This is a genomic window from Bacillus luti (assembly GCF_009739945.1).
Taxonomy (GTDB): domain Bacteria; phylum Bacillota; class Bacilli; order Bacillales; family Bacillaceae_G; genus Bacillus_A; species Bacillus_A luti.
On record NZ_CP040336.1, the window covers coordinates 1,189,762 to 1,215,753 of the forward strand.

The 25,992-nt window shown below is 36.5% G+C and carries 27 protein-coding genes and 1 pseudogene; 23 read left to right on the forward strand and 5 right to left on the reverse strand.

Annotation, left to right across the window (positions count from 1 at the left end; genetic code table 11):
* Window positions 1-196 precede the first annotated feature (196 nt).
* Window positions 197-1,729, forward strand: a complete 1,533-nt coding sequence (locus EUC40_RS06205) for a glycosyltransferase family protein (protein WP_156574105.1) — start codon at window positions 197-199, stop codon at window positions 1,727-1,729.
* Window positions 1,730-1,895: 166 nt separating this feature from the next.
* On the opposite strand, the gene EUC40_RS06210 is transcribed toward EUC40_RS06205, so the two are convergent.
* Window positions 1,896-2,042 (reverse strand): YycC family protein, encoded by a 147-nt coding sequence (locus tag EUC40_RS06210; protein WP_001247671.1) that lies wholly within the window; start codon window positions 2,040-2,042, stop codon window positions 1,896-1,898.
* 50 nt (window positions 2,043-2,092) lie between these two features.
* Here EUC40_RS06210 and EUC40_RS06215 point away from each other — a divergent pair, with 50 nt between their 5' ends.
* Window positions 2,093-2,821: a glycerophosphodiester phosphodiesterase gene (locus EUC40_RS06215; RefSeq protein ID WP_156574107.1), complete on the forward strand. Its 729-nt coding sequence runs from the start codon at window positions 2,093-2,095 to the stop codon at window positions 2,819-2,821.
* Between the two features lie 51 nt (window positions 2,822-2,872).
* Here EUC40_RS06215 and EUC40_RS06220 read toward each other — a convergent pair whose 3' ends face one another.
* A complete protein-coding gene (locus EUC40_RS06220) occupies window positions 2,873-3,106 on the reverse strand; it encodes a DUF2627 domain-containing protein (protein ID WP_001190189.1) in 234 nt (77 codons plus the stop codon).
* Between the two features lie 137 nt (window positions 3,107-3,243).
* Here EUC40_RS06220 and EUC40_RS06225 point away from each other — a divergent pair.
* The 18 genes and pseudogenes from EUC40_RS06225 to EUC40_RS06310 all read left to right on the forward strand — a co-directional run bounded on the left by EUC40_RS06225 (window position 3,244) and on the right by EUC40_RS06310 (window position 21,327).
* A pseudogene (locus EUC40_RS06225) lies at window positions 3,244-5,315 on the forward strand (sigma-54 interaction domain-containing protein).
* Between the two features lie 195 nt (window positions 5,316-5,510).
* Entirely contained in the window at window positions 5,511-6,410 is a 900-nt protein-coding gene (gene yqiS / locus EUC40_RS06230; RefSeq protein ID WP_156574109.1) for a phosphate butyryltransferase, read from the forward strand.
* Window positions 6,411-6,444: 34 nt separating this feature from the next.
* Window positions 6,445-7,545, forward strand: coding sequence for a leucine dehydrogenase (locus EUC40_RS06235; RefSeq protein WP_000171361.1), 1,101 nt, complete (start codon window positions 6,445-6,447; stop codon window positions 7,543-7,545).
* Between the two features lie 87 nt (window positions 7,546-7,632).
* Window positions 7,633-8,736, forward strand: coding sequence for a butyrate kinase (gene buk, locus EUC40_RS06240; RefSeq protein WP_000115778.1), 1,104 nt, complete (start codon window positions 7,633-7,635; stop codon window positions 8,734-8,736).
* Between the two features lie 4 nt (window positions 8,737-8,740).
* Window positions 8,741-10,162, forward strand: coding sequence for a dihydrolipoyl dehydrogenase (gene lpdA / locus EUC40_RS06245; protein WP_000090438.1), 1,422 nt, complete (start codon window positions 8,741-8,743; stop codon window positions 10,160-10,162).
* A 27-nt stretch (window positions 10,163-10,189) separates the two neighbouring features.
* Window positions 10,190-11,191 carry a 3-methyl-2-oxobutanoate dehydrogenase subunit alpha gene (bfmBAA, locus tag EUC40_RS06250; RefSeq protein ID WP_000852551.1) on the forward strand — a complete coding sequence of 334 codons (1,002 nt, stop codon included), beginning with the start codon at window positions 10,190-10,192 and terminating at the stop codon, window positions 11,189-11,191.
* Between the two features lie 13 nt (window positions 11,192-11,204).
* Complete coding sequence (bfmBAB, locus tag EUC40_RS06255; protein ID WP_156574111.1) at window positions 11,205-12,188, forward strand: 3-methyl-2-oxobutanoate dehydrogenase subunit beta; 984 nt, start codon at window positions 11,205-11,207, stop codon at window positions 12,186-12,188.
* A 15-nt stretch (window positions 12,189-12,203) separates the two neighbouring features.
* Entirely contained in the window at window positions 12,204-13,520 is a 1,317-nt protein-coding gene (locus EUC40_RS06260) for a dihydrolipoamide acetyltransferase family protein (protein ID WP_088230999.1), read from the forward strand.
* Window positions 13,521-13,861: 341 nt separating this feature from the next.
* Window positions 13,862-15,040: an FtsW/RodA/SpoVE family cell cycle protein gene (locus EUC40_RS06265; RefSeq protein WP_071713050.1), complete on the forward strand. Its 1,179-nt coding sequence runs from the start codon at window positions 13,862-13,864 to the stop codon at window positions 15,038-15,040.
* Between the two features lie 107 nt (window positions 15,041-15,147).
* A complete protein-coding gene (locus EUC40_RS06270) occupies window positions 15,148-15,852 on the forward strand; it encodes a DUF421 domain-containing protein (RefSeq protein WP_156574113.1) in 705 nt (234 codons plus the stop codon).
* A gap of 69 nt (window positions 15,853-15,921) precedes the next feature.
* Window positions 15,922-16,380, forward strand: a complete 459-nt coding sequence (locus EUC40_RS06275) for an NUDIX hydrolase (protein ID WP_151624620.1) — start codon at window positions 15,922-15,924, stop codon at window positions 16,378-16,380.
* A 143-nt stretch (window positions 16,381-16,523) separates the two neighbouring features.
* On the forward strand, window positions 16,524-16,937 hold the full coding sequence (locus tag EUC40_RS06280; RefSeq protein WP_001979317.1) for a BrxA/BrxB family bacilliredoxin: 414 nt from the start codon (window positions 16,524-16,526) through the stop codon (window positions 16,935-16,937).
* A 249-nt stretch (window positions 16,938-17,186) separates the two neighbouring features.
* Entirely contained in the window at window positions 17,187-17,966 is a 780-nt protein-coding gene (locus tag EUC40_RS06285; protein WP_071713054.1) for a transporter substrate-binding domain-containing protein, read from the forward strand.
* Window positions 17,967-18,002: 36 nt separating this feature from the next.
* Complete coding sequence (locus tag EUC40_RS06290; protein ID WP_001046917.1) at window positions 18,003-18,662, forward strand: amino acid ABC transporter permease; 660 nt, start codon at window positions 18,003-18,005, stop codon at window positions 18,660-18,662.
* Window positions 18,655-19,377: an amino acid ABC transporter ATP-binding protein gene (locus EUC40_RS06295; protein ID WP_000590213.1), complete on the forward strand. Its 723-nt coding sequence runs from the start codon at window positions 18,655-18,657 to the stop codon at window positions 19,375-19,377. The genes EUC40_RS06290 and EUC40_RS06295 overlap by 8 nt, the downstream gene beginning before the upstream one ends.
* Window positions 19,378-19,477: 100 nt before the next feature.
* A complete protein-coding gene (locus EUC40_RS06300) occupies window positions 19,478-20,446 on the forward strand; it encodes an aromatic acid exporter family protein (RefSeq protein WP_071713056.1) in 969 nt (322 codons plus the stop codon).
* A gap of 16 nt (window positions 20,447-20,462) precedes the next feature.
* Complete coding sequence (locus tag EUC40_RS06305; RefSeq protein WP_071713057.1) at window positions 20,463-21,023, forward strand: L,D-transpeptidase; 561 nt, start codon at window positions 20,463-20,465, stop codon at window positions 21,021-21,023.
* 64 nt (window positions 21,024-21,087) lie between these two features.
* On the forward strand, window positions 21,088-21,327 hold the full coding sequence (locus EUC40_RS06310; RefSeq protein WP_000281157.1) for a DUF3894 domain-containing protein: 240 nt from the start codon (window positions 21,088-21,090) through the stop codon (window positions 21,325-21,327).
* A gap of 72 nt (window positions 21,328-21,399) precedes the next feature.
* On the opposite strand, the gene prli42 is transcribed toward EUC40_RS06310, so the two are convergent.
* Window positions 21,400-21,492, reverse strand: a complete 93-nt coding sequence (prli42, locus tag EUC40_RS06315) for a stressosome-associated protein Prli42 (RefSeq protein WP_000549142.1) — start codon at window positions 21,490-21,492, stop codon at window positions 21,400-21,402.
* 189 nt (window positions 21,493-21,681) lie between these two features.
* On the opposite strand from prli42, the gene EUC40_RS06320 reads away from it, so the two are divergent.
* Window positions 21,682-22,227, forward strand: coding sequence for a GNAT family N-acetyltransferase (locus EUC40_RS06320; protein WP_071713058.1), 546 nt, complete (start codon window positions 21,682-21,684; stop codon window positions 22,225-22,227).
* 127 nt (window positions 22,228-22,354) lie between these two features.
* Entirely contained in the window at window positions 22,355-23,473 is a 1,119-nt protein-coding gene (locus EUC40_RS06325) for a tripeptidase T (RefSeq protein ID WP_000609822.1), read from the forward strand.
* Between the two features lie 43 nt (window positions 23,474-23,516).
* On the opposite strand, the gene EUC40_RS06330 is transcribed toward EUC40_RS06325, so the two are convergent.
* Window positions 23,517-23,717, reverse strand: a complete 201-nt coding sequence (locus EUC40_RS06330; protein WP_071713059.1) for a hypothetical protein — start codon at window positions 23,715-23,717, stop codon at window positions 23,517-23,519.
* A gap of 145 nt (window positions 23,718-23,862) precedes the next feature.
* On the opposite strand from EUC40_RS06330, the gene EUC40_RS06335 reads away from it, so the two are divergent.
* A complete protein-coding gene (locus EUC40_RS06335; RefSeq protein WP_071713060.1) occupies window positions 23,863-25,101 on the forward strand; it encodes a DNA polymerase IV in 1,239 nt (412 codons plus the stop codon).
* A 53-nt stretch (window positions 25,102-25,154) separates the two neighbouring features.
* On the opposite strand, the gene EUC40_RS06340 is transcribed toward EUC40_RS06335, so the two are convergent.
* Complete coding sequence (locus EUC40_RS06340) at window positions 25,155-25,856, reverse strand: MgtC/SapB family protein (protein WP_156576917.1); 702 nt, start codon at window positions 25,854-25,856, stop codon at window positions 25,155-25,157.
* Between the last annotated feature and the right edge of the window lie 136 nt (window positions 25,857-25,992).

Consider the following 25,992-nt stretch of genomic DNA (forward strand, 5'->3'; position numbering starts at 1 on the left):
AAAGACCAATGGATTTTATAATTCATTGGTCTTTTTATTTACTTTGATTTAAGAATAGTGAGGCGATTTAGTGGGATATATGTAGAAAGGGGCAGGGAAAAGAAGTGGGTTGTATAGGGAATACGTGGGTTTGACATCGTAATCTTGATAACGTATCATTGATTGGGAAATGATATAGGTATAGGAGAATATAAGAATGTCTGTAAAAAAAATAGTGGATCGATTGTATCCAATCATTGTTATGACGGTGTTTTTGGCTGTATTTTCAATGATAGTAAGTAAGTTTTTCATTCCGAAAGTAATTTTGATGAGTGGAGAATTTCCGTATCCGACTGAGGAGTATACTGCAAGCAAGATAGGCGTTGTTATAGTAGCGACACTTCTTTTATTTGCACTTTTCTTTATGTATTACAAATGGGTTATTAATAAAATGAAAAGAACGTATACAAATATTATGATTACCTTAGGGATAATAAGTATTTTGGTGGTAGAAATATTTATTACTTCTATAGCGTTTAACCCTGTTGTAGGGGATTATGCCATCCTTAAACAAGGAATTGTCTCGGTGTTTAATGGAGATAATCAATTTTTAGAAATGGGACAGCTTCTATTTTATCCATATAATACACATATTGTATTATTAGGAGGATACTTTTCTAAATTAATAGGAAGCGTAGATTTAGCCATAAAAATATTACCAATAGTATGTATAACAGGTAGTATTATTTTAAATGTATTGATTGTAAGGAAGATTACAAACTTTAAAGTTGCTCACATATCGATTGTGTTATCTGTGCTAAACATTTTTATATATTGGCAGGCACCGGTTTTTTATACACATACATTAGTAATATTTTTTATTTCAGCAACGATGTATACATATTTGTGCTTGAAAACGGCCGAAACAAAAAGAATGCAGATTATTTTGTGGATTTTATTGGGAGTTTTCGCAGCTTGTACATACATTATACGACCGACAGCATTGGCGGTAGCGTTAGCGATTTTAATTGAAAATATTTTAAAGTTTCGTAAGGGGTATTCTGTAAAGGTGTTAAGTAGTGTTGTATTTTGTTTAATCCTTATTGTAAGTTTTAAGGGGATAACGACAAAGCTAAATCTTAGTACCGATAATGAAATTGAAAAAATTCCGTATACTCATTGGGTGAAAATGGGTTTAAACAAAGATACGTATGGTGTTTGGAATCAGGCAGATGCAGATTATATTGATGATGAAAACATAAAGAATACGAAGGACTTGAATGAACACAATAAAGAAGTTATAGTACAACGTTTCAATGAGCTTGGTGTAATGGGTTATGTACAACATTTGAATGAAAAAATAACTAGAGAATGGGTATCGAGTCAGTTTTCCATGTATCGTATTGGGCAATGGTTCGAGCAGAAGAATGACAAGGTAACTAATTTTGTTTCGAACTATAGTACAACGAAGTATGAAATCGTTACTATATATTCTTACGTTATTAAATTATTCGTGTATATAGCTGTTATGGCGGCTGTTATTCTTTATACAAAGAAAGATGAAAAAGAATCGGAAGTTATACGAATTGCGATGATTAGTACATTAGGAGTATTTACTTTCTTGTTACTATGGGAAACAGCCCCGCATTATACGTATGAGGCATTTGCATTTATGAATATTCCAGCTTCTTTAGGATTGTATAAATTGTTTACAATTGTGACAAAAGATAAACACGGACAATTTGAATAATTAAAATATTATAGTACCCCCCTCTTTTCATAAAAGAGGGGGTTTGCTATGTATAATTGAAGAGGGTTTGAAATTGGGGAATAGAATGTGCGTTACATATTTTTAGTGGAGAAGTCATCCGTGATATAATAGTTGATAATAAAAAGCCCTGCAAAACAGGACCATATTATTCTTCATCTTTATTTTGTTTTTCTAATTCAACTAGCTTTTGAATTAAAATGTGCTGTGGCATATGCATGAGCTGTTCAAGTGGGACACCTAACGCTTTTGATAGACGGACTGCAGTGTCTGGAGAAATTTGTAATGGTCTCATAGAAGTACCTCCTTTTTCGTATAGTATAGCATAAGATTGGGGGAGTGAGGATGACTCTTATATTTGCACATCGTGGTGCAGCGGGAACGTACCCAGAAAATACAATGATTTCATTTGAAGCGGCGGAGTCTTTTAGAGCGGATGGAATTGAGCTTGATGTTCAATTAACGAAAGATGGAAAGGTTGTCGTCATTCATGATGAAACGGTGAACCGGACAACAAATGGAAAAGGTGCGGTTCGAAATTATTTATATGAGGATTTATGTAAGTTAGATGCAAGTTATAAATTTGGTGACAAAGTAGGTTTTTGTAAAATACCACTTTTAGAAGAGGTATTAAAATGGCTTGTAAAAACAGATTTGCTACTTAATATTGAACTTAAAAATAATAAAATCCCATATAGAGGTTTAGAAGAAGAGGTTATAACACTTGTGCGTAAATTTAGTCTGGAGGATCGGGTTATATTTTCATCGTTTAATCACTACAGTATGAAACGATGCCATATGATGGCTCCTGATATTCAAACAGCTATTTTATATCGCGAAGGTTTGCATAGTCCGTGGGCATATGCGAAAAAAATGGGTGCAACAGCAGTACATCCGAATTATCGTTACCTTCCAGATGCCATTGCTGAACTAACGATAGAAAGTGGTGTAGAGGTTCGCCCTTATACAATAAATGAAGAAACACTTATGCGTAAATATTTTGATATGAATATATCGGCGATTATTACGGATTATCCTGAAACAGCAAGAACTTTATTGCCTATAAAAAAATGAGACCGAATGCAACGGTCTCATTTTTTATTTGTTAATAGAAGAAAATTTTTTCTATCTTCTAAAGCGGGCTTGAACTTTATTTCGTTTGCGGTCCCGGTGTAAGACGAAGCCACCAAAGATATAAAAGCCGAGTGCGAAGCAGAGAGCTCCGATTAAAAATTGTAACCATAGTATAGAGATTGGTGGAAATAGAATGCCGAATAAAGTATCCCTCATTAACTTAATGCCAAGCACGGCTAATGAAATAGGAATGAGTGCTAATAATAGAGCGAGGTAACGCTGCATACATAACGCTCCTTTTCAGATTATTTAGTATATTTTAATGATGTTATATGAAAAGGGGGTTTGTCAAGAGATTGCTGAACGAGTAAGATAAGGGTGTGAAAAAAATTGCAGAGATACTTCGAGAGGAAGTGTACGATATGAAACAAAAGGTGTTAATTGTTGGTGCTGGTGAAGGTGGCAGTACACTGCTGAATCTGTTACAAAGTTCGAATATATTTCAAATTATAGGGATTATAGATATAAATCCGATGGCGAAAGGATTACAAATTGCTAAGGAATATGGGATTACGATTGGAGAAAGTATAACTCCGTTTCTTTCTATGCACCTCGATGTCATGTTTGATATGACAGGTGACGATAATCTACATAAAGTTTTATTAGAGAAAAAGGATAAAGATACTCTTCTTATACCAGGTGATATTGCAAAAATTGTTACGAGATTAGCGCATGAGAAGGAAGATTTAATTGGAAAGTTAGAAGAACAAACACAACAAGGGGATTTAATTTTAAATTCTACACATGACGGTATGATTGTCATCGATCGAGAGGGGCAAGTCCGCCTTTTTAATAAAAGTGCGGAGCGTATTATCGGATATAAAAAGAAAACGCAATAGGGAAACATATTTTAGATGTGATCCCAACGAGTAAGTTGCTTCGTATCATACGAACGAAACAAATAGAAGTGAATTATGAACTGACGTTAGAGAATGAAAAGAAAATTATTACAACACGTATTCCAATATTGAAAGAGGGAGGAGAGGTACAAGGGGCGTTTGCGATTTTTAAAGATATTACGGAAGTCGTAGATCTCGCGGAAGAAGTTACAGATTTGAAGGAGATTCAAACGTTACTTGAGGCGATTATTAACTCATCTGAGGAAGCGATTTCTGTCGTGGACGAAAAAGGAAGAGGGTTAGTAATTAACCCCGCCTATACGAAATTAACTGGATTAACAGAAGAAGATATACTTGGACAACCAGCTACAACAGATATTGTAGAAGGTGAAAGTATGCATATGAAAGTACTTCGAACACGCCGTGCGGTACGCGGAATACATATGAAAATTGGTCAAAAAAAGCGAGATGTAATCGTAAACGTAGCACCAGTCATTGTTGATGGTATATTGAAAGGAAGCGTCGGTGTAATTCGTGACGTATCAGAAATTCAAAAGTTAACCAATGAATTGAATAGAGCAAGGCAAATCATTCGAACATTAGAAGCGAAATATGCATTTGATGATATTGTCGGAAATTCAGATGAAACAACGGCAGCTATCGAGCAGGCGAAACTTGGGGCGAATACACCAGCAACAGTATTACTACGCGGAGAGTCAGGGACAGGTAAAGAATTGTTTGCACATGCTATCCATAATGGAAGTAATCGAAAATATAATAAGTTCGTTCGTGTAAACTGTGCAGCTATTTCTGAGACGTTGTTAGAAAGTGAATTATTCGGTTATGAGGAGGGTGCATTTTCTGGAGCGAAAAGAGGCGGGAAACGTGGATTCTTTGAGGAAGCGAATAATGGCAGTATTTTTTTAGATGAAATAGGAGAGTTATCTGCTAATACACAGGCGAAACTCCTCCGCGTGCTGCAAGAAAAAGAAATTGTAAAAGTTGGTGGGACGAAAGCGATACCTATTAATGTCCGGGTAATTGCAGCGACACATGTGAATTTGGAAAAGGCTATTTTAGAAGGAGAATTTAGGGAAGACCTTTATTATCGTTTAAATAAAATCCCGATTCAAATTCCATCTCTTCGTCAGCGTAAAGGCGATATACCAGCGATTGCAGAGAGATTAATTCAAAAAATAAATCAAGATTATGGCCGAAATGTAGAGGGGCTCACTGATTCGGCTATTTCATATTTACAGTCATATGAATGGCCTGGAAATGTGAGGGAGCTTGAAAACATTTTAGGGAGAGCTATTATTTTTATGAATTATAACGAGATATATATTGATGTGCAGCATTTACCACCTTTACATAAAGAAGAGCAGCTGGAGTTAAAACAAAATAACTTATTACCTGTATTAGAAGAAAAGCCACTTGAGCATTTAGTGACAGAGTTTGAAGGGAATATCATTCATGAATATTTAGATAAATTTGATGGGAATAAAACAAAAACTGCAAGAGCGCTAGGAATTTCAGTTCGGAATTTATATTATAAGCTAGAAAAGTATGACTGTGCAAAAAATAGCATGCAATAAATTGCGTACCGTGCAATTTATTGCATGGTATACAAAAAGTGACAAAATAAGACAGAATCTTTTGTTATTTTCCAAAGTATTGATTTTACTGCATTTTGAATGCGTTTTCATAATTGGTAAGACCACTTTTAAAAGTTGGCACGGTATTTGCTTTATAAATAGACGAGGGACGACGGAAAGGGTTGATTACAAAATATGAAGTTAGAACACTTAATTGATCAAGCGGCAGGACAGCCTAAAAAAACTGTGGCTGTAGCAGTAGCTGAAGATCATGAAGTAATTGAAGCTGTAGCGAAAGCAATTACATTACAGCTAGCTCAATTTCGTCTATATGGAAATCAAGAAAAAATAATGGGGATGCTACAAGAACATGGTTTACAAACTTCAGAACATATTGAAGTGATTGCAGCAACATCAAATGCTGAGGCTGCAGAACTTTCTGTTAAATCTGTGAGAAACGGTGAAGCAGATGTGCTTATGAAGGGGAACATCCCAACAGCGAATATTTTGAAGGCTGTGTTAAATAAAGAGTGGGGGTTACGTAAAGGTAGCGTACTTTCACATGTAGCAGCGTTTGAAGTTCCGAATTATAATCGTCTTATTTTCGTTACAGATGCAGCGATGAACATCGCACCTGATGTAACACAGAAAGCTGCTATTATACAAAATACTGTAGAAGTTGCCCGGGCAATAGGAATTGAGTTGCCAAAAGTGGCGCCAATCGCAGCAGTAGAAGTTGTGAATCCAGCGATGCAGGCGACAATTGATGCAGCGATGTTAACACAAATGAATCGCCGCGGACAAATCAAAGATTGTATCGTTGATGGACCACTTGCTTTAGATAATGCAGTATCACAAATTGCAGCAGAGCATAAAGGCATAGTAAGTGATGTAGCAGGTAAGGCAGACATTTTACTCGTCCCAACGATTGAAGCTGGAAATGTGCTATATAAATCACTCGTTTACTTTGCGGATGCAAAAGTAGGAGCAATGATTGCAGGCGCAAAAGCACCGATTGTTTTAACATCTCGTGCTGATTCAGCAGAAACAAAAGTATATTCATTAGCATTGGCAGTTGCGACTGCTTCAAAATAAACCAAAAAGGGTAAAACATTAGGGGGAAACGACAATGACATTAGAAATCTTCGAATACTTAGAAAAATATGATTATGAGCAAGTGGTATTTTGTCAAGATAAAGAATCTGGTTTAAAAGCAATTATTGCAATTCATGATACAACTCTTGGACCAGCTCTTGGTGGAACAAGAATGTGGACATATGATTCTGAAGAAGCGGCGATTGAAGATGCATTGCGTCTTGCAAAAGGGATGACATACAAAAACGCAGCAGCTGGTCTAAACTTAGGTGGTGCGAAAACAGTAATTATCGGTGATCCACGTAAAGATAAGAGCGAAGCGATGTTCCGTGCATTAGGACGTTACATTCAAGGACTAAACGGACGTTACATTACAGCTGAAGATGTTGGTACAACTGTAGATGATATGGATATTATCCATGAAGAAACTGACTTTGTAACAGGTATTTCACCATCATTCGGTTCTTCTGGTAACCCATCTCCAGTAACTGCATACGGTGTTTATCGTGGTATGAAAGCAGCTGCGAAAGAAGCTTTCGGTACTGATAATTTAGAAGGAAAAGTAATTGCTGTTCAAGGTGTTGGTAACGTAGCATATCACCTATGCAAACATTTACACGCTGAAGGAGCTAAACTAATCGTTACAGATATTAACAAAGAAGCTGTACAACGTGCAGTAGAAGAATTCGGTGCAACAGCTGTTGAACCAAATGAAATTTACGCTGTTGAATGTGATATTTACGCACCATGTGCATTAGGTGCAACAGTTAACGATGAAACTATTCCACAACTTAAAGCAAAAGTAATCGCAGGTTCTGCAAATAACCAATTAAAAGAAGATCGTCACGGCGACATCATTCATGAAATGGGTATTGTATACGCACCAGATTATGTTATTAACGCAGGTGGCGTAATTAACGTAGCAGATGAATTATATGGATACAATAGAGAACGTGCATTAAAGCGTGTTGAGTCTATTTATGACACAATTGCAAAAGTAATCGAAATTTCAAAACGCGATGGCATTGCAACTTATGTAGCAGCAGATCGTTTAGCTGAAGAGCGCATCGCAAGCTTGAAAAACACTCGTAGCACATACTTACGCAACGGTCACGACATTATTAGCCGTCGCTAATCATTCATATATAACTTTTACAAAAGGTGTGGTTACCTCTTATGAGGTTTCCACTTCCTTTTGAATTTATTAGTGGAGGTAGCAACATTGTCTGTAAATCGAATTCTTGTTATTAACCCAGGTAGTACATCCACAAAAATTGGTGTTTTTGATAATGAAAGACCTGTTCTAGAAGAAACGATTCGTCATGACGTAGAACAGATTGGAAAATATAAGCGAATTATCGACCAATATGAGTTTCGTAAAGAAACGATTTTAGAAGTTCTACATTCTCACGGTATTAACATTTCAAAATTAAATGCTGTTTGTGGACGCGGTGGATTACTTCGTCCAATCGAAGGCGGTACGTATACAGTAAACGATGCGATGTTAGAAGATTTAAAAAATGGGTTTAGTGGTCATCACGCTTCAAACCTCGGAGGCATTTTAGCCTATGAAATTGCTTCTGGATTAAATATTCCTGCATTCATTGTGGATCCTGTCGTTGTAGATGAGATGGAGCCGATTGCTCGTATAAGTGGTATTGCTGGTATGGAACGCAAAAGTATTTTCCATGCATTAAATCAAAAAGCAGTTGCTCGTAAAGTAGCTGATCAATTAAATCACAAATACGAAGATTTAAATTTATTAGTTACACATATGGGCGGTGGTATTACAGTTGGTGCTCATAAAAAAGGAAAAGTTATCGATGTAAATAATGGTTTAAACGGAGAAGGACCATTTAGCCCAGAGCGTGCTGGTACAGTACCAGTAGGACAACTAGTTGAAATGTGTTTCTCTGGTGAGTATTACCGAGACGAAATGGTGAAACAGCTTGTCGGACAAGGTGGACTTGTAAGTCTAATCGGTACAAATGATGCGATTAAAGTAGAACAAATGGTTGAAAAAGGTGATCCTGAAGCAACTCTTATTTATAAAGCAATGGCATATCAAGTTGCAAAAGAAATTGGCGGAGCTAGTGCTGTGCTTCACGGGAAAATCGATGCAATCGTATTAACTGGTGGACTTGCGTACAGTAAAATTCTTGTTGATGAAATAAAAGAACGAGTGGACTGGATTGCAGATGTTATCGTACATCCAGGGGAAGATGAGTTAGAAGCGTTAGCAGAAGGAGCACTTCGTGTATTACGTGAAGAAGAAGCGGCGAAAGAGTATGTTGTAAGAGAAAAACAAACAGTAGCTAGGGGTTGAGATAATGGCAAGAGAATATGATTTAGTCATCGTTGGCGGCGGTACGGGTGGATATGTTGCTGCTATTCGTGCATCACAACTAGGTTTAAAAACTGCACTTGTTGAAAAAGAAAATCTTGGTGGTACTTGTTTACACAAAGGATGTATTCCTAGTAAAGCCCTTTTACGTAGTGCGGAAGTATATGCAACTGCTAAAAAAAGCGAAGAGTTCGGAGTTATTGCAAGTAATGTAGAACTAAACTTTGCGAAAGTACAAGAGCGTAAAGAGAAGATTGTAACGCAGCTTCATAAAGGCGTTCAACATTTAATGAAACAAGGTAAAATTGATGTGTTTGAAGGTATTGGCCGTATTCTTGGCCCATCTATTTTCTCTCCGATGCCAGGGACAATTTCAGTTGAACTTGCAAGTGGAGAAGAGAATGAAATGTTAATTCCAAAAAATGTACTTGTTGCAACAGGTTCTCGTCCAAATTCATTACCAGGTTTAGAGTTAGACGGAGAGTACGTAATGTCTTCAGATCATGCCCTAAAAATGGAAACGCTTCCTAGCTCGATCATTATCGTTGGTGGCGGTGTAATCGGTATTGAGTGGGCATCTATGCTTGCTGACTTCGGTGTAGAAGTTACAGTATTAGAGTATGCGAAAACGATACTACCACTAGAAGATCAAGACGTTTCAAAAGAAATGCAACGTCTATTCAAGAAAAAAGGTATTAAAGTGGTAACTGGTGCAAAAGTATTACCAGAAACATTGGTAAAAGATAATGGAGTAACAATTCAAGCTGAACATAACGGTGAGAATAAAGAATTTAAAGCAGAAAAAATGCTTGTATCTGTAGGTAGACAAGCGAATACGCAAAATATTGGTTTAGAGAATACGGATATCGTTGTGGAAAAAGGATACATTCAAACAAATGAGTTTTATCAAACGAAAGAATCTCATATTTACGCAATTGGAGATGTAATCGGTGGTTTACAGCTTGCTCACGTTGCCTCTCATGAAGGAATCGTTGCAGTAGAACATATTGCAGGGAAAGAAGTTACACCAATTGATTATTCTATGGTATCAAAATGCGTATATAGCAGTCCAGAAGTTGCTTCTGTCGGTTTAACAGAACAAGAAGCGAAAGAAAAAGGCTATAAGTTAAAAGTAGGTAAGTTCTCATTCCGCGCAATCGGAAAAGCACTTGTATACGGAGAATCAGATGGATTTGTAAAACTTGTAGTTGATGAAGAAACAAATGATATTCTTGGTGTTCATATGATTGGACCACATGTAACAGATATGATTTCTGAAGCTGGTCTTGCAAGAGTACTTGATGCAACACCTTGGGAAGTAGCACATACAATTCATCCGCATCCATCATTATCTGAGGCGATTGGTGAAGCAGCATTAGCTGTAGATGGAAAAGCGTTGCACGCATAAAAATGTGGATTTAGGAGGTTATGAAAAATGGCAGAAGTAAAAGAAAAGCGCCATGAAGAGCTTGGCTTAAGTGATGAGCAAGTATTAGAAATGTTCCGTACGATGTTACTTGCACGTAAAATTGACGAACGTATGTGGTTATTAAACCGTGCTGGTAAAATTCCATTCGTAATTTCTTGTCAAGGACAAGAGGCTGCGCAAGTTGGAGCGGCGTTCGCTCTTGATAGAGAAAAAGATTATGCATTACCATACTACCGTGATATGGGTGTTGTATTAGCGTTTGGTATGACAGCTAAAGAGCTTATGTTGTCTGCTTTCGCGAAAGCTGGAGATCCGAACTCTGGTGGTCGTCAAATGCCTGGTCACTTCGGTCAAAAGAAAAATCGTATTGTTACAGGTTCATCTCCAGTAACAACACAAGTACCACATGCAGTTGGTATTGCACTAGCTGGAAAAATGGAGAAGAAAGATTTAGTAACGTTCGTTACATTTGGAGAAGGTTCTTCAAACCAAGGTGATTTCCACGAAGGTGCAAACTTTGCTGGTGTACACAAACTACCTGTTATTTTCATGTGTGAAAATAATAAATACGCAATCTCTATTCCGGTTGAAAAACAATTAGCATGTAAGAACGTATCAGATCGTGCAATTGGTTACGGTATGCCTGGATATACAATAGACGGAAATGATCCGCTTGCAGTATATAAAGCTGTAAAAGAAGCAGCAGACCGCGGCCGTCGTGGTGAAGGTCCAACTTTAATTGAAACAGTATCATATCGTTTAACAGCACACTCTAGTGACGACGATGATCGTGTTTATCGTGATAAAGAAGAAGTTGAAGAAGCAAAGAAAAAAGATTCAATTATAACATTTGCAGCTTATTTAAAAGAAGCTGGCGTGTTAACTGAGGAATCTGAAAAACAAATGTTAGACGAAATTATGCATATCGTAAATGAAGCAACAGAATATGCAGAAAATGCTCCGTATGCAGCACCTGAAGATGCATTGAAGCACGTATACGCAGAATAGGGGGGAACGTTTCATGGCTGTAATGTCTTATATTGATGCTATTACATTAGCAATGCGCGAAGAAATGGAACGCGATGAGAAAGTATTCGTTTTAGGAGAAGATGTTGGTAAAAAAGGTGGCGTATTTAAAGCGACACACGGTTTATATGATCAATTTGGTGAAGATCGTGCGCTTGATGCACCGCTTGCAGAATCTGCAATTGCTGGGGTAGCAATTGGTGCGGCAATGTATGGTATGCATCCAATCGCTGAAATGCAGTTTGCTGATTTCATCATGCCAGCAGTAAACCAAATTGTTTCTGAGGCAGCAAAAATCCGTTATCGTTCTAATAACGATTGGACTTGTCCAGTTACAATTCGTGCGCCATTTGGCGGCGGAGTTCACGGTGCGTTGTATCATTCACAATCTGTGGAAGCGATGTTTGCAAACCAACCAGGTTTAAAAATTGTTATCCCTTCTACACCATATGATGCAAAAGGCTTATTAAAAGCAGCAATTCGTGATGAAGATCCAGTATTATTCTTCGAACATAAACGTGCATATCGCTTAATTAAAGGTGAAGTGCCAGAAGATGACTATGTATTACCAATCGGAAAAGCAGATGTAAAACGTGAAGGTGATGATATTACTGTTATCACGTACGGATTATGTGTTCACTTTGCTCTTCAAGCAGCTGAGAAGTTAGCGCAAGATGGCATCTCTGCACACATTCTTGATTTACGTACTGTATATCCATTAGATAAAGAAGCAATCATTGAAGCTGCTTCAAAAACTGGTAAAGTTCTTCTTGTAACAGAAGATAATAAAGAAGGAAGTATTATGAGTGAAGTGGCAGCTATTATCGCTGAAAATTGCCTGTTTGATTTAGATGCACCAATCGCACGTCTTGCAGGTCCAGACGTTCCAGCAATGCCATATGCACCAACAATGGAAAAATTCTTTATGGTAAATCCAGATAAAGTTGAAAAAGCAATGCGTGAACTTGCGGAATTTTAATCGGGGGGACTATACATGGCTGTAGAAAATATTACAATGCCTCAGCTCGGGGAGAGCGTTACAGAGGGTACAATTAGCAAATGGCTCGTTAATGTTGGCGATCACGTAAATAAATATGATCCGCTTGCAGAAGTAATGACTGATAAAGTAAATGCAGAAGTACCATCTTCTTTCACTGGCATTGTGAAAGAGCTAATCGCTGGTGAAGGTGATACATTAGCTGTAGGTGAGGTTGTTTGTGTCATTCAAGTAGAAGGCGCAGATGAAGTAGCTGCAACAGCTGTAGAGGAAAAAACGAAAGAAGAACCAAAGGCCGAAGTAACTACTGCTGAGAAAGCACCGAAAGCGAAACAACCAACTGATGGAAAACCACGTTTTTCACCAGCTGTGTTAAAACTTGCGGGTGAGCATAATGTTGACTTAGATCTAGTAGAAGGTACAGGATCAAATGGTCGTATTACTCGTAAAGATATTTTAAAACTTGTGGAATCTGGAAATATTCCACAAGCAGGTGCGAAAAAAGAGGAAGCGGTAGCGGCAGTAGTAGAAGCGCGTCCAGAAGCACCAAAAGCAGCGCCGGTAGCACAAAAAGTAGAAGCTGCGAAACCAGTTTCTGTACCGACAATGCCTGGCGATATCGAAATTCCAGTAACAGGTGTGCGTAAGGCAATTGCAGCGAACATGTTACGTAGTAAGCACGAGGCGCCTCACGCTTGGATGATGATTGAAGTAGATGTGACAAACCTTGTGTCATACCGTAATTCAATTAAAGGCGATTTCAAGAAGCGTGAAGGATTTAACTTAACATTCTTTGCTTTCTTCGTAAAAGCAGTAGCACAAGCATTAAAAGAGTATCCTCAAATTAACTCAATGTGGGCTGGCGATAAAATCGTTCAGAAGAAAGATATTAACCTTTCTATCGCTGTTGCAACAGAGGATGAACTATTTGTTCCAGTAATTAAGCAAGCAGACGAGAAAACGATTAAAGGTATCGCTCGTGAAATTACAGAACTTGCAGGAAAAGTACGCACGAAATCGTTAAAAGCGGACGAAATGCAAGGCGGAACATTTACAATTAATAACACAGGATCATTTGGTTCTGTTCAATCTATGGGTATTATTAATTATCCACAAGCGGCTATTTTACAAGTTGAATCAATTGTAAAACGACCAGTAATTATGGATAACGGTATGTTCGGTGCTCGTGACATGGTTAACTTATGTTTATCACTTGATCACCGCGTACTTGATGGCTTAATTTGTGGTAAGTTCTTAGGACGTGTAAAAGAAATTTTAGAAAACACGTCAGAAAATAATACATCTGTATATTAATAAAAAGCTCGCTTATGCGAGCTTTTTATTATCTTATTTTTTCTTCTTTTACTCCTACTATATGTACAACACTTTTCCCAGTAATCTTACAATGGACGATTATGTATTAGGAATTTACGAAAATACATTGCTGATATATGGTATATGGATATAAAATAAAAAAGAATAATTTTTTTGGCAAATCTTACTGACGAAACTGTAGTATAATATATTGTATTGTATGAAAAAGAGAGTTATTCTATATAAGTGTTTTATAGATAATGTGTAATCAGTCGTCAAAACATGAAGAGTATTGACTCCTGGTTTTTTATTTTGCCGTAACAATGTTTCAGGAGGATGTCATGAAAAGAAGTACCGAGTTTCTAAAAAGTTTAGATGTAAAATTAATTTTAATTTTGTTTGCATTTTGTGTTATAAGTATAACTGCTATATATAGCAGTCAGCAAACCGGACAATATGGAGATGCAAACTTTGCTATGAAACAAGGTGTCAACTACATAATCGGGGTTGTATTGTTACTTCTTGTTGCAAGCATTGATTTAGATCAATTGCAAAAATTGTCTTGGCCGCTTTATATTGCTGGATTTGGCTCACTTATTCTTTTGAAAATACTACCGGTTTCCAGTTTTACACCTGAAAAATTAGGTGCAAAAAGATGGTTTGTTTTTCCTGTATTTGGACAAATCCAACCGTCTGAGTTTTTCAAAATTTCGTTGCTTCTCATAGTAGCAAGTATAGCAGTGAAACATAATGCGCAGTATATGGCGAGGACATTCCAGACGGATTTAAAACTAGTAGGTAAAATTATGCTAGTATCTCTACCGCCTATGGCCGTTGTATATAGCCAACCAGATACAGGTATGGTGTTCTTATATGCTGCTGCTATTGCATGTATTTTATTTATGTCAGGTATTCAGAAAAAATTGATAGCATTATGTACAGTTATTCCGGTGACCATATTAACCACCTTAATATTTATTTACGTAAGGTATGAGGATTTCTTCTTTAATAATTTAGTTACGTTATTAAAGCCTCACCAACAATCACGGATTTTAGGTTGGTTAGATCCATTTGAACATACAGACCAAGGTTATCAAACGCAGCAATCGATTTTAGCTGTAGGTAGCGGAGGTATGGAAGGGAAAGGATTTGGCGAAGGGAACGTCTATATCCCAGAGAAGCATACTGACTTTATTTTCGCTACAATTGCCGAAGAAGGCGGATTTATAGTAGCGGCGTTAGTTGTATTCTTGTTCCTATTACTACTATATAGAACAATTATTATCGGTTATTCTGCTGATAATTTATTCGGTACATTATTATGTGCTGGATCAATTGGAATATTAACGGTTCAAATATTCCAAAATATTGGTATGATCGTTGGATTAATGCCTGTAAAAGGTATTGCATTACCTTTCTTATCATATGGGGGAAGTTCCTTATTCTCGAATATGATTATGATGGGGCTCATATTATCGGTACGGAAAACGTATAAAAAATATATGTTTTCGGTTAAGTAAAAAAGCTGGTTCGTGTAAAAACGAACCAGCTTTTTTTACATATATGCTCTTAAACGTTGCAAACTAACACAGACTTGTAGTTTGGAATGTTTAAGGAGTGCAATGTGATGCATATGCATATTTTTGAAGGAGCACGGCACCTTTCTAATAGCGAATGGGTTGTTCGAGCTATTATAGCGTACATATTTTTAATATTAGTTGCGAAAGCGATGGGACAAAGGTCTATCGCACAACTTCGATTTTTAGATGTTGTATTAGTGTTATTGCTTGGTGGGAATATTTCTAACGCGCTATCTGATGAAAAGGTCGGATTACTCGGTTCGATGATTACAACGTTTATACTTGTTGTACTGCACATCATAAGCTCTATTTTAATGTTGAAATGGGATAGATGGAGACGCTTTTTAGAACCTGCACCTATTATTCTTATACATAATGGTTCCATTGATTTTAGTAATTTAAAAAAAGCGAGGATTACGGCAGAATATTTATTTTCAGAACTTCGTGTGCAAAATGTGAGTGATATTTCTACAATTAAATTGGCTCTATGGGAAGCGAGTGGTGTCGTTTCTATATTTCAGTATCCAGAATATGAAGCAGTTTCTCGCCTTGACCTTAAAGTGGCAGGGAAAAAGTCGCCAGTTGCTTTTATTTTAGTGAAGGATGGAAAAATCCAGCAGGACGTTCTTGCTTTATTAGGAAAAACAGAAGAGTGGGCGAAAGAATGTTTAGAGAAGGGCACGGAAATCGAATCCATTATGTTGGCTACAGTAGATGAAGCACATAAAATAAATATTTTGTTAAAAAAATGAAAAAGATACGCATTTTGTCGTTTCATACATATGATACAATAGTGTGGACAACGAAAAAGGAGGGATACGATGGGATATGTAGAAGAATTACGAAAAATAGTTGGTCATCGCCCTTTAATTTTAGTTGGTGCTGTTGTACTCGTTATAAATGAAAATGGAGATGTTTTATTACAGCAAAGAACAGAGCCGTATGGAAAATGGGGACTGCCTGGTGGGTTAATGGAGCTAGGCGAATCACCAGAAGAAACAGCGTACCGTGAAGTATATGAAGAGACAGGAATAGAAGTGAAGAACCTGCGACTAATCAATGTATTTTCTGGAGCGAACTACTTTACAAAATTAGCAAATGGTGATGAATTTCAATCTGTAACGACAGCCTATTATACGGATGAATACGAAGGAGATTTTGTTATGAATAAAGAAGAAGCAGTTCAGCTTAAATTCTTCTCAGTAACAGAACTACCGGACTATATTGTAGGATCGCATAAAAAAATGATTGCTGAATATATAAAGATTATGGAAAAGTGACAAAAAGGTGTTAGAGCCCTGCTCTAACACCTTTTCTATGGTGAAATACAAGTAAACTTACTTGTATTTCATAAACATTAACTGGTAAGATACAAATAGGTAGTTTTAGAGGAGGGAAAAGATTGATTAATTTTAACTTTTTTATGAATGATGTTGTCCGCCAAGCGCGTGAAGAGATTGTCTCTGCTGGATATACAGAATTAACGACGCCAGAAGCAGTAGAAGAAGCGTTCAAAAGAAATGGAACAACACTTGTAATGGTGAACTCTGTATGTGGTTGTGCAGGCGGTATTGCTCGTCCTGCTGCTGCGCATTCCGTACATTATGATAAACGTCCTAACCATCTTGTAACGGTGTTTGCAGGCCAAGATAAAGAAGCAACAGCAAGAGCTCGTGAATATTTCGAAGGGTATCCACCTTCATCTCCATCATTTGCTTTATTAAAAGATGGAAAAATTGTAACGATGGTAGAGCGTCATGAAATTGAAGGTCATGAACCAATGCAAGTTATTGCGAAACTACAATCGTATTTCGAAGAGAATTGCGAAGAACTATAAATAATTGAAAAGGCGCTACGCTCACAATTAAGTGGGTGTAGCGCCTTTTTTATTTAGTATTCGAAATGATAGGATATACATTGATGGGTTTATTTATGCAATATTTTATGCATAGAAAACAGTGTTTTTAATGATTTTTTATTTATTTTTATTTTATATATTGCATAAAAATAAAAGTGCTGATACAATACAAACATCGAATAAATATTCTAATTAACTTTTAAATATACATCATTAGGGGGAAGAAAGATGAAGAAGTTTTTATCAATATCGTTTGCACTTATTTTAATTGTAAGTATGTTCAGTGCTTGTAGTAATGGGGAAGAAAAGGCTACTGAAAAAAATAAAAAAGTACTGGTTATGGGGACTTCAGCGGACTATAAACCATATGAATACGTGGAAGCGTCAAAAAGTGATGAAATTATCGGCTTTGATGTTGATGTTGCTAAATATATCGGAAAAGAACTTGGTTATGAAGTGAAAGTGAAAGATATGGATTTTGGTGGTTTATTAGCATCTCTTAGCTCAGGAAAAGTTGATTTCGTAATGGCAGGTATGACGCCAACTGCAGAGCGTAAAAATAATGTTGATTTCACAGATATTTATTTTGTTGCGAAAAACATGGTCGTTTCTAAAAAGGATTCTAACATTAAATCTGTAGAGGATTTAAAAGGGAAAAAAGTAGGGGTACAAACAGGGTCTATTCAAGAAGAGAAAGCAGCAGAATTTAAAAAACAAGTAGATTTCAAAGTTGAGGGACGTGACCGTATACCAGAAATCGTACAAGAAATTAAAGCTGGTCGTTTTGACGCTGCAATTATAGAAGACACAGTTGCTAAAAATTATTTAGAGAAAATGAAAGACTTACAAGGAATTGAAATTAAAGAAGCACCAGAAGAAGTTGGAGCAGCAATTGCCCTTCCGAAAAACAGTGATAAAACAGCTGAATTTAATAAAGTAATTAAAAAAATGCAAGAAAATGGAGAAATGGATAAATTAGTGAAGAAATGGTTTGGCAGCGAAAAATAAGCTGCCTTTCACTTTTCTGTGAGGGGAATGAACAGAATGAACTTAGATTTTTCGGCGATTACGCCTTCGATACCGTATATATTAAAAGGTCTAGAAGTTACTTTAAAAATTGTAGCAGTATCCGCTTTAGCGGGGTTTATTTTAGGAACGTTATTAGCACTTTGTAAAATTGCTAGAATACGAGCATTAAATATAGCGGCAGATCTGTATACATCAATTTTTCGTGGTACACCACTTGTATTGCAATTAATGATTATTTATTTCGGTGTCCCGCAAATAATTGGTTATGAAATACCAGCATTCTTGGCAGCTGTACTAGCATTTAGTTTGAATTCAGGTGCATACATGTCAGAAGTAATCCGTGCCGGCATTCAAGCGGTTGATAAAGGACAAACAGAAGCAGCGATGGCTTTAGGAATTCCATACGGAAAAATGATGCGAAATATCATTTTTCCTCAAGCTTTAAAAAATATATTACCGGCACTTGTAAACGAGTTTGCGACACTTACGAAAGAATCGGCTGTAGTAACAGTAATAGGCGCGACGGATTTAATGCGCCGTGCTTACATTGTAGGCGGTGAAACGTTTAAATATCTTGAACCATTACTTTTTGTTGGACTGATTTATTATATGTTAGTTATTATTCTTACACTAGTCGGGAAGGCAATTGAAGGGAGAATGAAGAAAAGTGATTAAAATTGAAAACCTTCATAAATCATTTGGGAAAAACGAAGTATTAAAAGGGATTACAACAACAATTGAAAAAGGGGAAGTAGTAGCAATTATCGGACCGTCTGGATCAGGAAAATCAACATTTTTACGTTGTATGAATGTGTTAGAGGCACCGACAAATGGTCACATTTGGATTGGAACGGAAGAAGTAACGAATCCGAAAACAAATATAATGCATGTTCGTGAAAATGTCGGAATGGTATTTCAGCATTTTCACCTATTTCCTCACATGACTGTATTAGAAAATATTACGTATGCGCCTATCAATGTAAAAGGGGTAGCGAAACAAGAAGCTGAAAAAAAAGCCGAAAAACTGTTAGAAAAGGTAGGATTATTAGATAAAAAAGATACGTATCCGAATCGCCTTTCAGGAGGACAAAAGCAACGTGTAGCAATTGCGAGAGCGTTAGCGATGGAACCGGAAGTTATGTTATTTGATGAACCGACATCAGCACTAGATCCAGAGATGGTGAAAGAAGTGTTAGAAGTTATGAAATCATTAGTTACGACAGGAATGACGATGGCGATTGTTACACATGAAATGGGATTCGCAAAAGAAGTAGCAGATCGTGTGCTCTTTTTAGATGGTGGAAAGCTTGTAGAAGATAGTGCGCCAGCAGAATTTTTTGCAGCACCGAAAAGTGAACGTGCGCAACAATTTTTACAAAAAATATTGTAATGTGTAAAGGTTAAGTGAATAATAAGCAGAAAAGGATGACATTGTGTCATCCTTTTTTTATACTAATTGTAAATACATTTATACATATAGGAGCAAACATATGTTTAAAATTGGATACCGTACAGTCAAAACAGCGCTTGGAACAGGCGCAGCGGTTTTTCTTGCCCAGTTATTAGGATTAGAATTTTATAGTTCAGCGGGTATTTTAGTTATATTATGTGTGCAAAATACGAAGCGTAAATCGCTTCAAGTATCGTTACATCGTTTTTTAGCTTGTGTGTTATCAATGGTATTCGCGTTTTGTATTTTTGAAACGATTGGTTATACACCACTTGCAATTAGTGTATTATTACTTACATTTATCCCGACTGCAGTTATGTTTAAAATTCAAGAGGGGATTGTTACGAGCTCAGTTATCGTCATGCATCTATATTCATTGAAACAAATTACATGGCTTATAGTTGGAAATGAAATTGCGATATTGACGATAGGGATTAGCGTGGCCCTATTAGTGAACATGTATATGCCAAGCAGTGAAAATAAGCTAAGGGAGTATCAGGACATAATAGAAAGTAATTTTAAAACGATTTTGTTTGAAATGGTTGTGTATTTACGAAATCGAGAAAGTAGTTGGAGCGGAGCAGAACTCATCGAAACCGAGAACATGTTAAATGAAGCAACCGATTTATCGTTTAAGAAACTTGAGAATGCATTTATGCGAGAAGATGACTATTACTATCGTTATTTTAATATGCGTATGCAACAATTCGAAATTTTAGAGCGAATGATACCATTAGCAGCTTCTTTATCATGGACATATGAACAAGCTGATATGATTGCCGATGTTGTTGAAAACATTGGGAATGCGATTAGCCCTGAAAGTACGGGAGTTATTTCCTTAAGGCAGCTTCAAGAAATGAGAGAGCTATTTAGAGAAATGCCGTTACCAGTCACGCGTGAGGAATTTGAAATACGCGCAAAACTTGTTCAACTTGTATATGAAATGGAGCAATATTTACTCATTAAAAGTCGTTTTAAGGGAAAGGATAATATAAAAGAACTTATATAGAAGGTAGGAATTATTTATGCCGTATCTTCTCTCTTTCATATTATGCCTATCTTTATCGCCGATTTGGCCTCTTGGTGATAATCCACGTGCCGGGGACCCTTTCATTATTGTAAATAAAGCGACGAATAAATTAGCTTATATTGACGACGGTAAGATTCAGAAAGTTTTTCCAGTTGCTACGGGAAAAACGAATGAATTAACACCAGAAGGAACTTTTGATATTGTAATGAAAGCGAAGGATCCATATTACATTGCGAAAGATATTCCAGGTGGCTCGCCAAAAAATCCACTTGGATCAAGGTGGATGGGGTTTAATGCAAGAGGTACTGATGGGAGTAAATATGGAATACATGGAACAAACCAGCCCAGCTCAATTGGAAAGTATATTTCACAAGGATGTATAAGAATGAAGAAAAACGATGTGGAATATTTGTTTGATCGTATTCCAATTGGAGCGAAAGTGTGGATTGTGAAATCGAAAAAATCATTTCAGCAATTGGCTAAAGAAAAAGGAGCCATTGCATATGAAAAAGCTAACGAAAAGGTTGGCTTTTTCTTTTGCATTAAGTTGTCTTGACATGTGTACATAACCATGCGTTAATGAAGATATAGAAAGATAAAAAAGAAAAGGGGTTGCTCATATGTACTTGAATCCAAAAATTTCGTATATGCAGTTTTTTATTGGTTTTCTATTTGTGATTACATTCATATTGGCAACTTTTAATATATGTTCTTACCTTGTAGCGATTATATTGATGGCACTGCTTAACCTTACATTTGTTATTGGGGCGTTTCAGCAGAAACAGTATACAAGCTTTGTAATAGCATTAGTAATGTCATTTTCCTTTAGTATTGTAGCAATTGTGATTTATACAAAATAAACCATCTCGATTTCGAGATGGTTTATTTTGTCATATATGAAAAGTAAAAAAAGGACGAACATATCGTCCTTTTTACCAAAACATACTCGCGCCAGCAAGTAATGTTGTTACCAGCATAGAAATTAGCATTAAATAAATCATAATCTTTTGAGTTTTTTTATGCATCATTATACCTCCTTGCAAATCAGTACAATATCATTGTAACGAGAAATGATATTGTGGACAAGAGGAGAGAAAGGACAAAATTCGGGAAGGGGTTGCAACATATAACAGGAAATTCGCGTATGCACAGAGAATATATTAAAAGAATAGATGGTTAATGTTTTGTTATGCAAGCTGAAGAATGGAGATACGATGATGAAAATATATGATACAGATCGTTTACATTTAAGGGAAATTGATGAGTCGTATGCGGAAAAAGTTCTTCAATATTACGACAGAAATCGTGAATTTTTAAAAGCGTGGGAAGAGTATAGACCAGAGGGTTTTTTTACATTAGATTATCAAAAGAAAAGGTTACAAAAGGATAGAAAAGAGTTTGCAGAAGGAAAGATTATTAGGCTATGGATTTTTAAAAAGGGTGACGATACGAAAATAATTGGTTGTATTTCATTTAATTTAATCGTGCGTGGTATTTATCAATCTTGTGTACTCAGTTACAAATTAGATAAAGCAGAGTTGAATAAAGGCTATACGACAGAAGCGCTTAGAAAAGCCATTCAAGTTGCTTTTGAGGAATCGCAGTTACACCGTATAGAAGCGCCGATTATGCCACGTAATTTAGCATCTATACAAGTAGTTACGAAGATAGGCTTTCAATATGAAGGAGTATCTAGGAAGATGTTAATGGTAAATGGCGTGTGGGAAGATCATATGCGCTGGGTATTGTTAAATGAGTAATAGAAAGCAGATGGGTATCTAGACATATAAACCATCTGTTTTTTGTCTTGTATTTCGAAACTTTTGCGAAATTCTGTTATAATTAATATTGTTACATACATAATGGTAGTGCAGGAGGCGCAGTCTTATGATTAATCAAGAACGTTTAGTAAATGAATTTATGGAATTAGTACAAGTAGATTCTGAAACGAAATTTGAAGCAGAAATCTGCAAAGTATTAACAAAGAAATTTACAGATTTAGGTGTAGAAGTATTTGAAGATGACACAATGTCTGTAACTGGTCATGGTGCAGGTAACTTAATTTGTACTTTACCAGCAACAAAAGATGGTGTTGATACAATTTACTTTACTTCTCATATGGATACAGTAGTTCCTGGTAATGGAATTAAGCCTTCTATTAAAGATGGATATATCGTATCAGATGGTACTACAATTTTAGGTGCGGATGATAAAGCAGGATTAGCATCAATGTTCGAAGCAATTCGTGTTTTAAAAGAGAAAAACATCCCTCATGGCAAAATTGAATTTATTATTACAGTTGGAGAAGAATCAGGTCTTGTTGGTGCAAAAGCGTTAGACCGTGAGCGTATTACAGCGAAATATGGTTACGCATTAGATAGCGATGGAAAAGTTGGTGAAATCGTTGTTGCAGCTCCAACACAAGCGAAAGTGAACGCAATTATTCGTGGGAAAACAGCTCACGCTGGTGTAGCTCCAGAAAAAGGTGTATCTGCAATTACTATCGCTGCGAAAGCAATTGCAAAAATGCCACTTGGTCGTATTGATTCTGAAACAACTGCAAATATTGGCCGTTTTGAAGGTGGTACACAAACGAATATCGTTTGCGATCACGTACAAATCTTTGCAGAAGCTCGTTCTTTAATTAATGAGAAAATGGAAGTACAAGTTGCGAAAATGAAAGAAGCATTTGAAACGACTGCAAAAGAAATGGGTGGTCAAGCAGACGTTGAAGTAAACGTTATGTACCCAGGTTTTAAATTTGCTGATGGCGACCACGTTGTAGAAGTTGCAAAACGTGCAGCTGCAAATATTGGTCGTACACCTTCTCTACACCAAAGTGGCGGCGGAAGTGATGCAAACGTAATTGCTGGACACGGTATCCCAACAGTTAACTTAGCAGTTGGTTACGAAGAAATTCATACAACAAATGAGAAGATTCCTGTTGAAGAATTAGCAAAAACGGCAGAATTAGTTGTTGCAATTATTGAAGAAGTAGCAAAATAATGTATAGAGAAAGCGTGTAAATCAATTGTGATTTACACGCTTTTTATTTTGATTCAATTGCTTTGACAAGACGTATAAGCCAATATAAGAAAATCCATGGCAATATATAAGTTGTTACTATATGAACTAGGCGAGGGAAGAATCCAGCTATGTTAATATCAAAAATAGGAAGTAGTAAATAATTGATTACGATGATTAGTATAATTACGAGAAACGTATAATTGAGTTTATTAGTTGATTTCATAATAATCACTCTCCTTTACAATTAAAACCATTTTATATAAATTATAACAAAAAATATAATGGAAAAGAACAAGTAATTATTATTACTATTGTATAAAATTTGATATAATAAAAAGAACGAACGTTCTGATTAGGGAGTGAGTAGTATGCGAGAAATGTATCCGAAAAATGGTCGTGTAATTTTGCATGTAGATATGAATTGTTTTTTCGCATCTGTTGAAATTGCTCACGACCCATCATTACAAGGGAAACCACTAGCGGTTGCTGGAAATGAGAAAGAGAGAAAAGGAATCATCATAACATGTAGTTATGAAGCGAGAGAATATGGAATACGTACGACGATGCCTCTTTGGGAAGCGAAAAGATTATGCCCGAAATTAGTTGTAAGACGTCCTAATTTCACATTATATCGCGAAGCTTCATTTCAAATGTTTCAAATACTTTCCCGTTTTACAGAAAAAATACAACCAGTCTCTATAGATGAAGGGTATTTAGATATTACAGATTGCTACGCACTTGGTTCACCTCTTGAAATAGCAAAGATGATTCAACAAGCACTATTAACAGAGTTGCAGCTCCCTTGTAGTATCGGAATTGCTCCAAACCTGTTTTTAGCAAAAACAGCTTCTGATATGAAAAAGCCTCTAGGTATTACCGTACTTCGAAAACGTAATATTCCAGAAATGATTTGGCCACTTCCCGTGGAAGCGATGCATGGGATTGGCGAAAAAACAGCTGAAAAATTAAATGAAATTCATATACATACAATTGAACAGTTGGCAAAGGGAGATGAGCATATCATTCGTGCTAAAATCGGCAAGCATGGTGTTGATTTACAAAAGCGTGCGAAAGGTACGGATGATAGAGAAGTTGATCCCAGTCAAATGGGACAGCATAAAAGTGTCGGCAATTCGATGACTTTTTCAAAGGATATGGATGAAGAGAAAGAGTTACTTGATATGTTAGAACGGTTATCAAAATCAGTAAGTAAAAGATTACAAAAGCGAACTCTTGTCAGCTATAATATTCAAATTATGATTAAATACCATGATAGGCGGACAGTAACACGGAGTAAGCAATTGAAAAATGCAATTTGGGAAGAACGAGATATTTTTCAGGCAGCATCTCGTTTATGGAAGCAACATTGGGATGGAGATTCCGTTCGTTTACTAGGTGTTACAGCTACTGAAATAGAGTGGAAGACAGAATCAGTGAAACAATTAGATCTGTTTTCATTTGAAGAAGATGCGAAAGAAGAGCCGCTACTTGCTGTCATCGATCAAATTAATGATAAATATGGAATGCCTCTTTTACAACGAGGTAGTCAACTATTACGTAAGCAAGAGAAGTCGTTTCAGCAAAAGTTAGAAAATAAGTTTATGTAGAAGGTGACACGAATATAAAGCTTTCTTTTACTCATGTCCCCTTTTTTTACGGGTTAACTCGCTTCTAAATCTAATGAGGTCTTCCATCCAGCTGCAGTAACACCAGACTCTAATAGCATTCTACTTACTATCTTTTCAATTAAGACAGCTGCATTTGTCTTGCAATGTAATGTAGCTTGTATATACACTTTTTGATTAGAGTCTACATCTTCACTATACAATTCTTTTAAACCGAGACCTTCTGAACTTACCATATGCATAAGTAAAAAACGAATATGTGCTTCATTTTCTTCTGAACAAGTAAGAGAAAGGAAGTAGTTTGTTTGTTCAGGTGATTCTTCTTTTGATTTCTTATTCATAAAGAGAGCGATTGGGCGAAGGAGTATATTTGCTAATAAAACGCCGGCTGCACCTAATATAGCTGCAACGAGAAAACCAGCACCTGTAAGAGTACCAACAGCGGCTGCACACCATAGGGTAGCCGCAGTATTAAGTCCTCTAATACTAAAGCCATCGCGGATAATAACGCCGCCTCCTAAAAAACCAATCCCACTGACGACTTGAGCGGCAATACGTGAGGGGCTAGCATCGTGATCAAGCATGACGGATAATAAAACAAATATACAGGCACCAAGTGATACGAGAGCATTTGTCCTTAATCCAGCCATCCTGTGTCTCCATTGCCGTTCCATTCCGATGCAAGCACCTACAATAATTGCAATAAATAATCTTAATATAATGTCATACCATACCATCATGGTCACCTCCATACATATAAGTCCAAGTTATGTTTTTGAGAATGAGCGGGTAGTACCCGCTCATTCTCATCTTTATCCCGCATTAACGGGCAGTAAGATCCCTACCTCAAAATTAAGCGAAAATAAAGCAGTT

Coding starts and splice junctions, on each gene's coding strand:
- EUC40_RS06285 (WP_071713054.1), top strand. CDS start 17,187: ATGAAGAAGTTTTTATCAATATCGTTTGCACTTATTTTAATTGTAAGT.
- prli42 (WP_000549142.1), bottom strand. CDS start 21,492: ATGCATAAAAAAACTCAAAAGATTATGATTTATTTAATGCTAATTTCT.
- EUC40_RS06340 (WP_156576917.1), bottom strand. CDS start 25,856: ATGGTATGGTATGACATTATATTAAGATTATTTATTGCAATTATTGTA.
- yqiS (WP_156574109.1), top strand. CDS start 5,511: ATGAAGTTAGAACACTTAATTGATCAAGCGGCAGGACAGCCTAAAAAA.
- EUC40_RS06275 (WP_151624620.1), top strand. CDS start 15,922: ATGGGATATGTAGAAGAATTACGAAAAATAGTTGGTCATCGCCCTTTA.
- EUC40_RS06290 (WP_001046917.1), top strand. CDS start 18,003: ATGAACTTAGATTTTTCGGCGATTACGCCTTCGATACCGTATATATTA.
- EUC40_RS06330 (WP_071713059.1), bottom strand. CDS start 23,717: ATGAAATCAACTAATAAACTCAATTATACGTTTCTCGTAATTATACTA.
- EUC40_RS06280 (WP_001979317.1), top strand. CDS start 16,524: ATGAATGATGTTGTCCGCCAAGCGCGTGAAGAGATTGTCTCTGCTGGA.
- lpdA (WP_000090438.1), top strand. CDS start 8,741: ATGGCAAGAGAATATGATTTAGTCATCGTTGGCGGCGGTACGGGTGGA.
- bfmBAA (WP_000852551.1), top strand. CDS start 10,190: ATGGCAGAAGTAAAAGAAAAGCGCCATGAAGAGCTTGGCTTAAGTGAT.
- EUC40_RS06260 (WP_088230999.1), top strand. CDS start 12,204: ATGGCTGTAGAAAATATTACAATGCCTCAGCTCGGGGAGAGCGTTACA.
- EUC40_RS06305 (WP_071713057.1), top strand. CDS start 20,463: ATGCCGTATCTTCTCTCTTTCATATTATGCCTATCTTTATCGCCGATT.
- EUC40_RS06270 (WP_156574113.1), top strand. CDS start 15,148: ATGCATATGCATATTTTTGAAGGAGCACGGCACCTTTCTAATAGCGAA.
- EUC40_RS06205 (WP_156574105.1), top strand. CDS start 197: ATGTCTGTAAAAAAAATAGTGGATCGATTGTATCCAATCATTGTTATG.
- bfmBAB (WP_156574111.1), top strand. CDS start 11,205: ATGGCTGTAATGTCTTATATTGATGCTATTACATTAGCAATGCGCGAA.
- EUC40_RS06325 (WP_000609822.1), top strand. CDS start 22,355: ATGATTAATCAAGAACGTTTAGTAAATGAATTTATGGAATTAGTACAA.
- EUC40_RS06220 (WP_001190189.1), bottom strand. CDS start 3,106: ATGCAGCGTTACCTCGCTCTATTATTAGCACTCATTCCTATTTCATTA.
- EUC40_RS06210 (WP_001247671.1), bottom strand. CDS start 2,042: ATGAGACCATTACAAATTTCTCCAGACACTGCAGTCCGTCTATCAAAA.
- EUC40_RS06310 (WP_000281157.1), top strand. CDS start 21,088: ATGTACTTGAATCCAAAAATTTCGTATATGCAGTTTTTTATTGGTTTT.
- EUC40_RS06265 (WP_071713050.1), top strand. CDS start 13,862: ATGAAAAGAAGTACCGAGTTTCTAAAAAGTTTAGATGTAAAATTAATT.
- EUC40_RS06300 (WP_071713056.1), top strand. CDS start 19,478: ATGTTTAAAATTGGATACCGTACAGTCAAAACAGCGCTTGGAACAGGC.
- EUC40_RS06335 (WP_071713060.1), top strand. CDS start 23,863: ATGCGAGAAATGTATCCGAAAAATGGTCGTGTAATTTTGCATGTAGAT.
- EUC40_RS06215 (WP_156574107.1), top strand. CDS start 2,093: ATGACTCTTATATTTGCACATCGTGGTGCAGCGGGAACGTACCCAGAA.
- EUC40_RS06235 (WP_000171361.1), top strand. CDS start 6,445: ATGACATTAGAAATCTTCGAATACTTAGAAAAATATGATTATGAGCAA.
- EUC40_RS06320 (WP_071713058.1), top strand. CDS start 21,682: ATGATGAAAATATATGATACAGATCGTTTACATTTAAGGGAAATTGAT.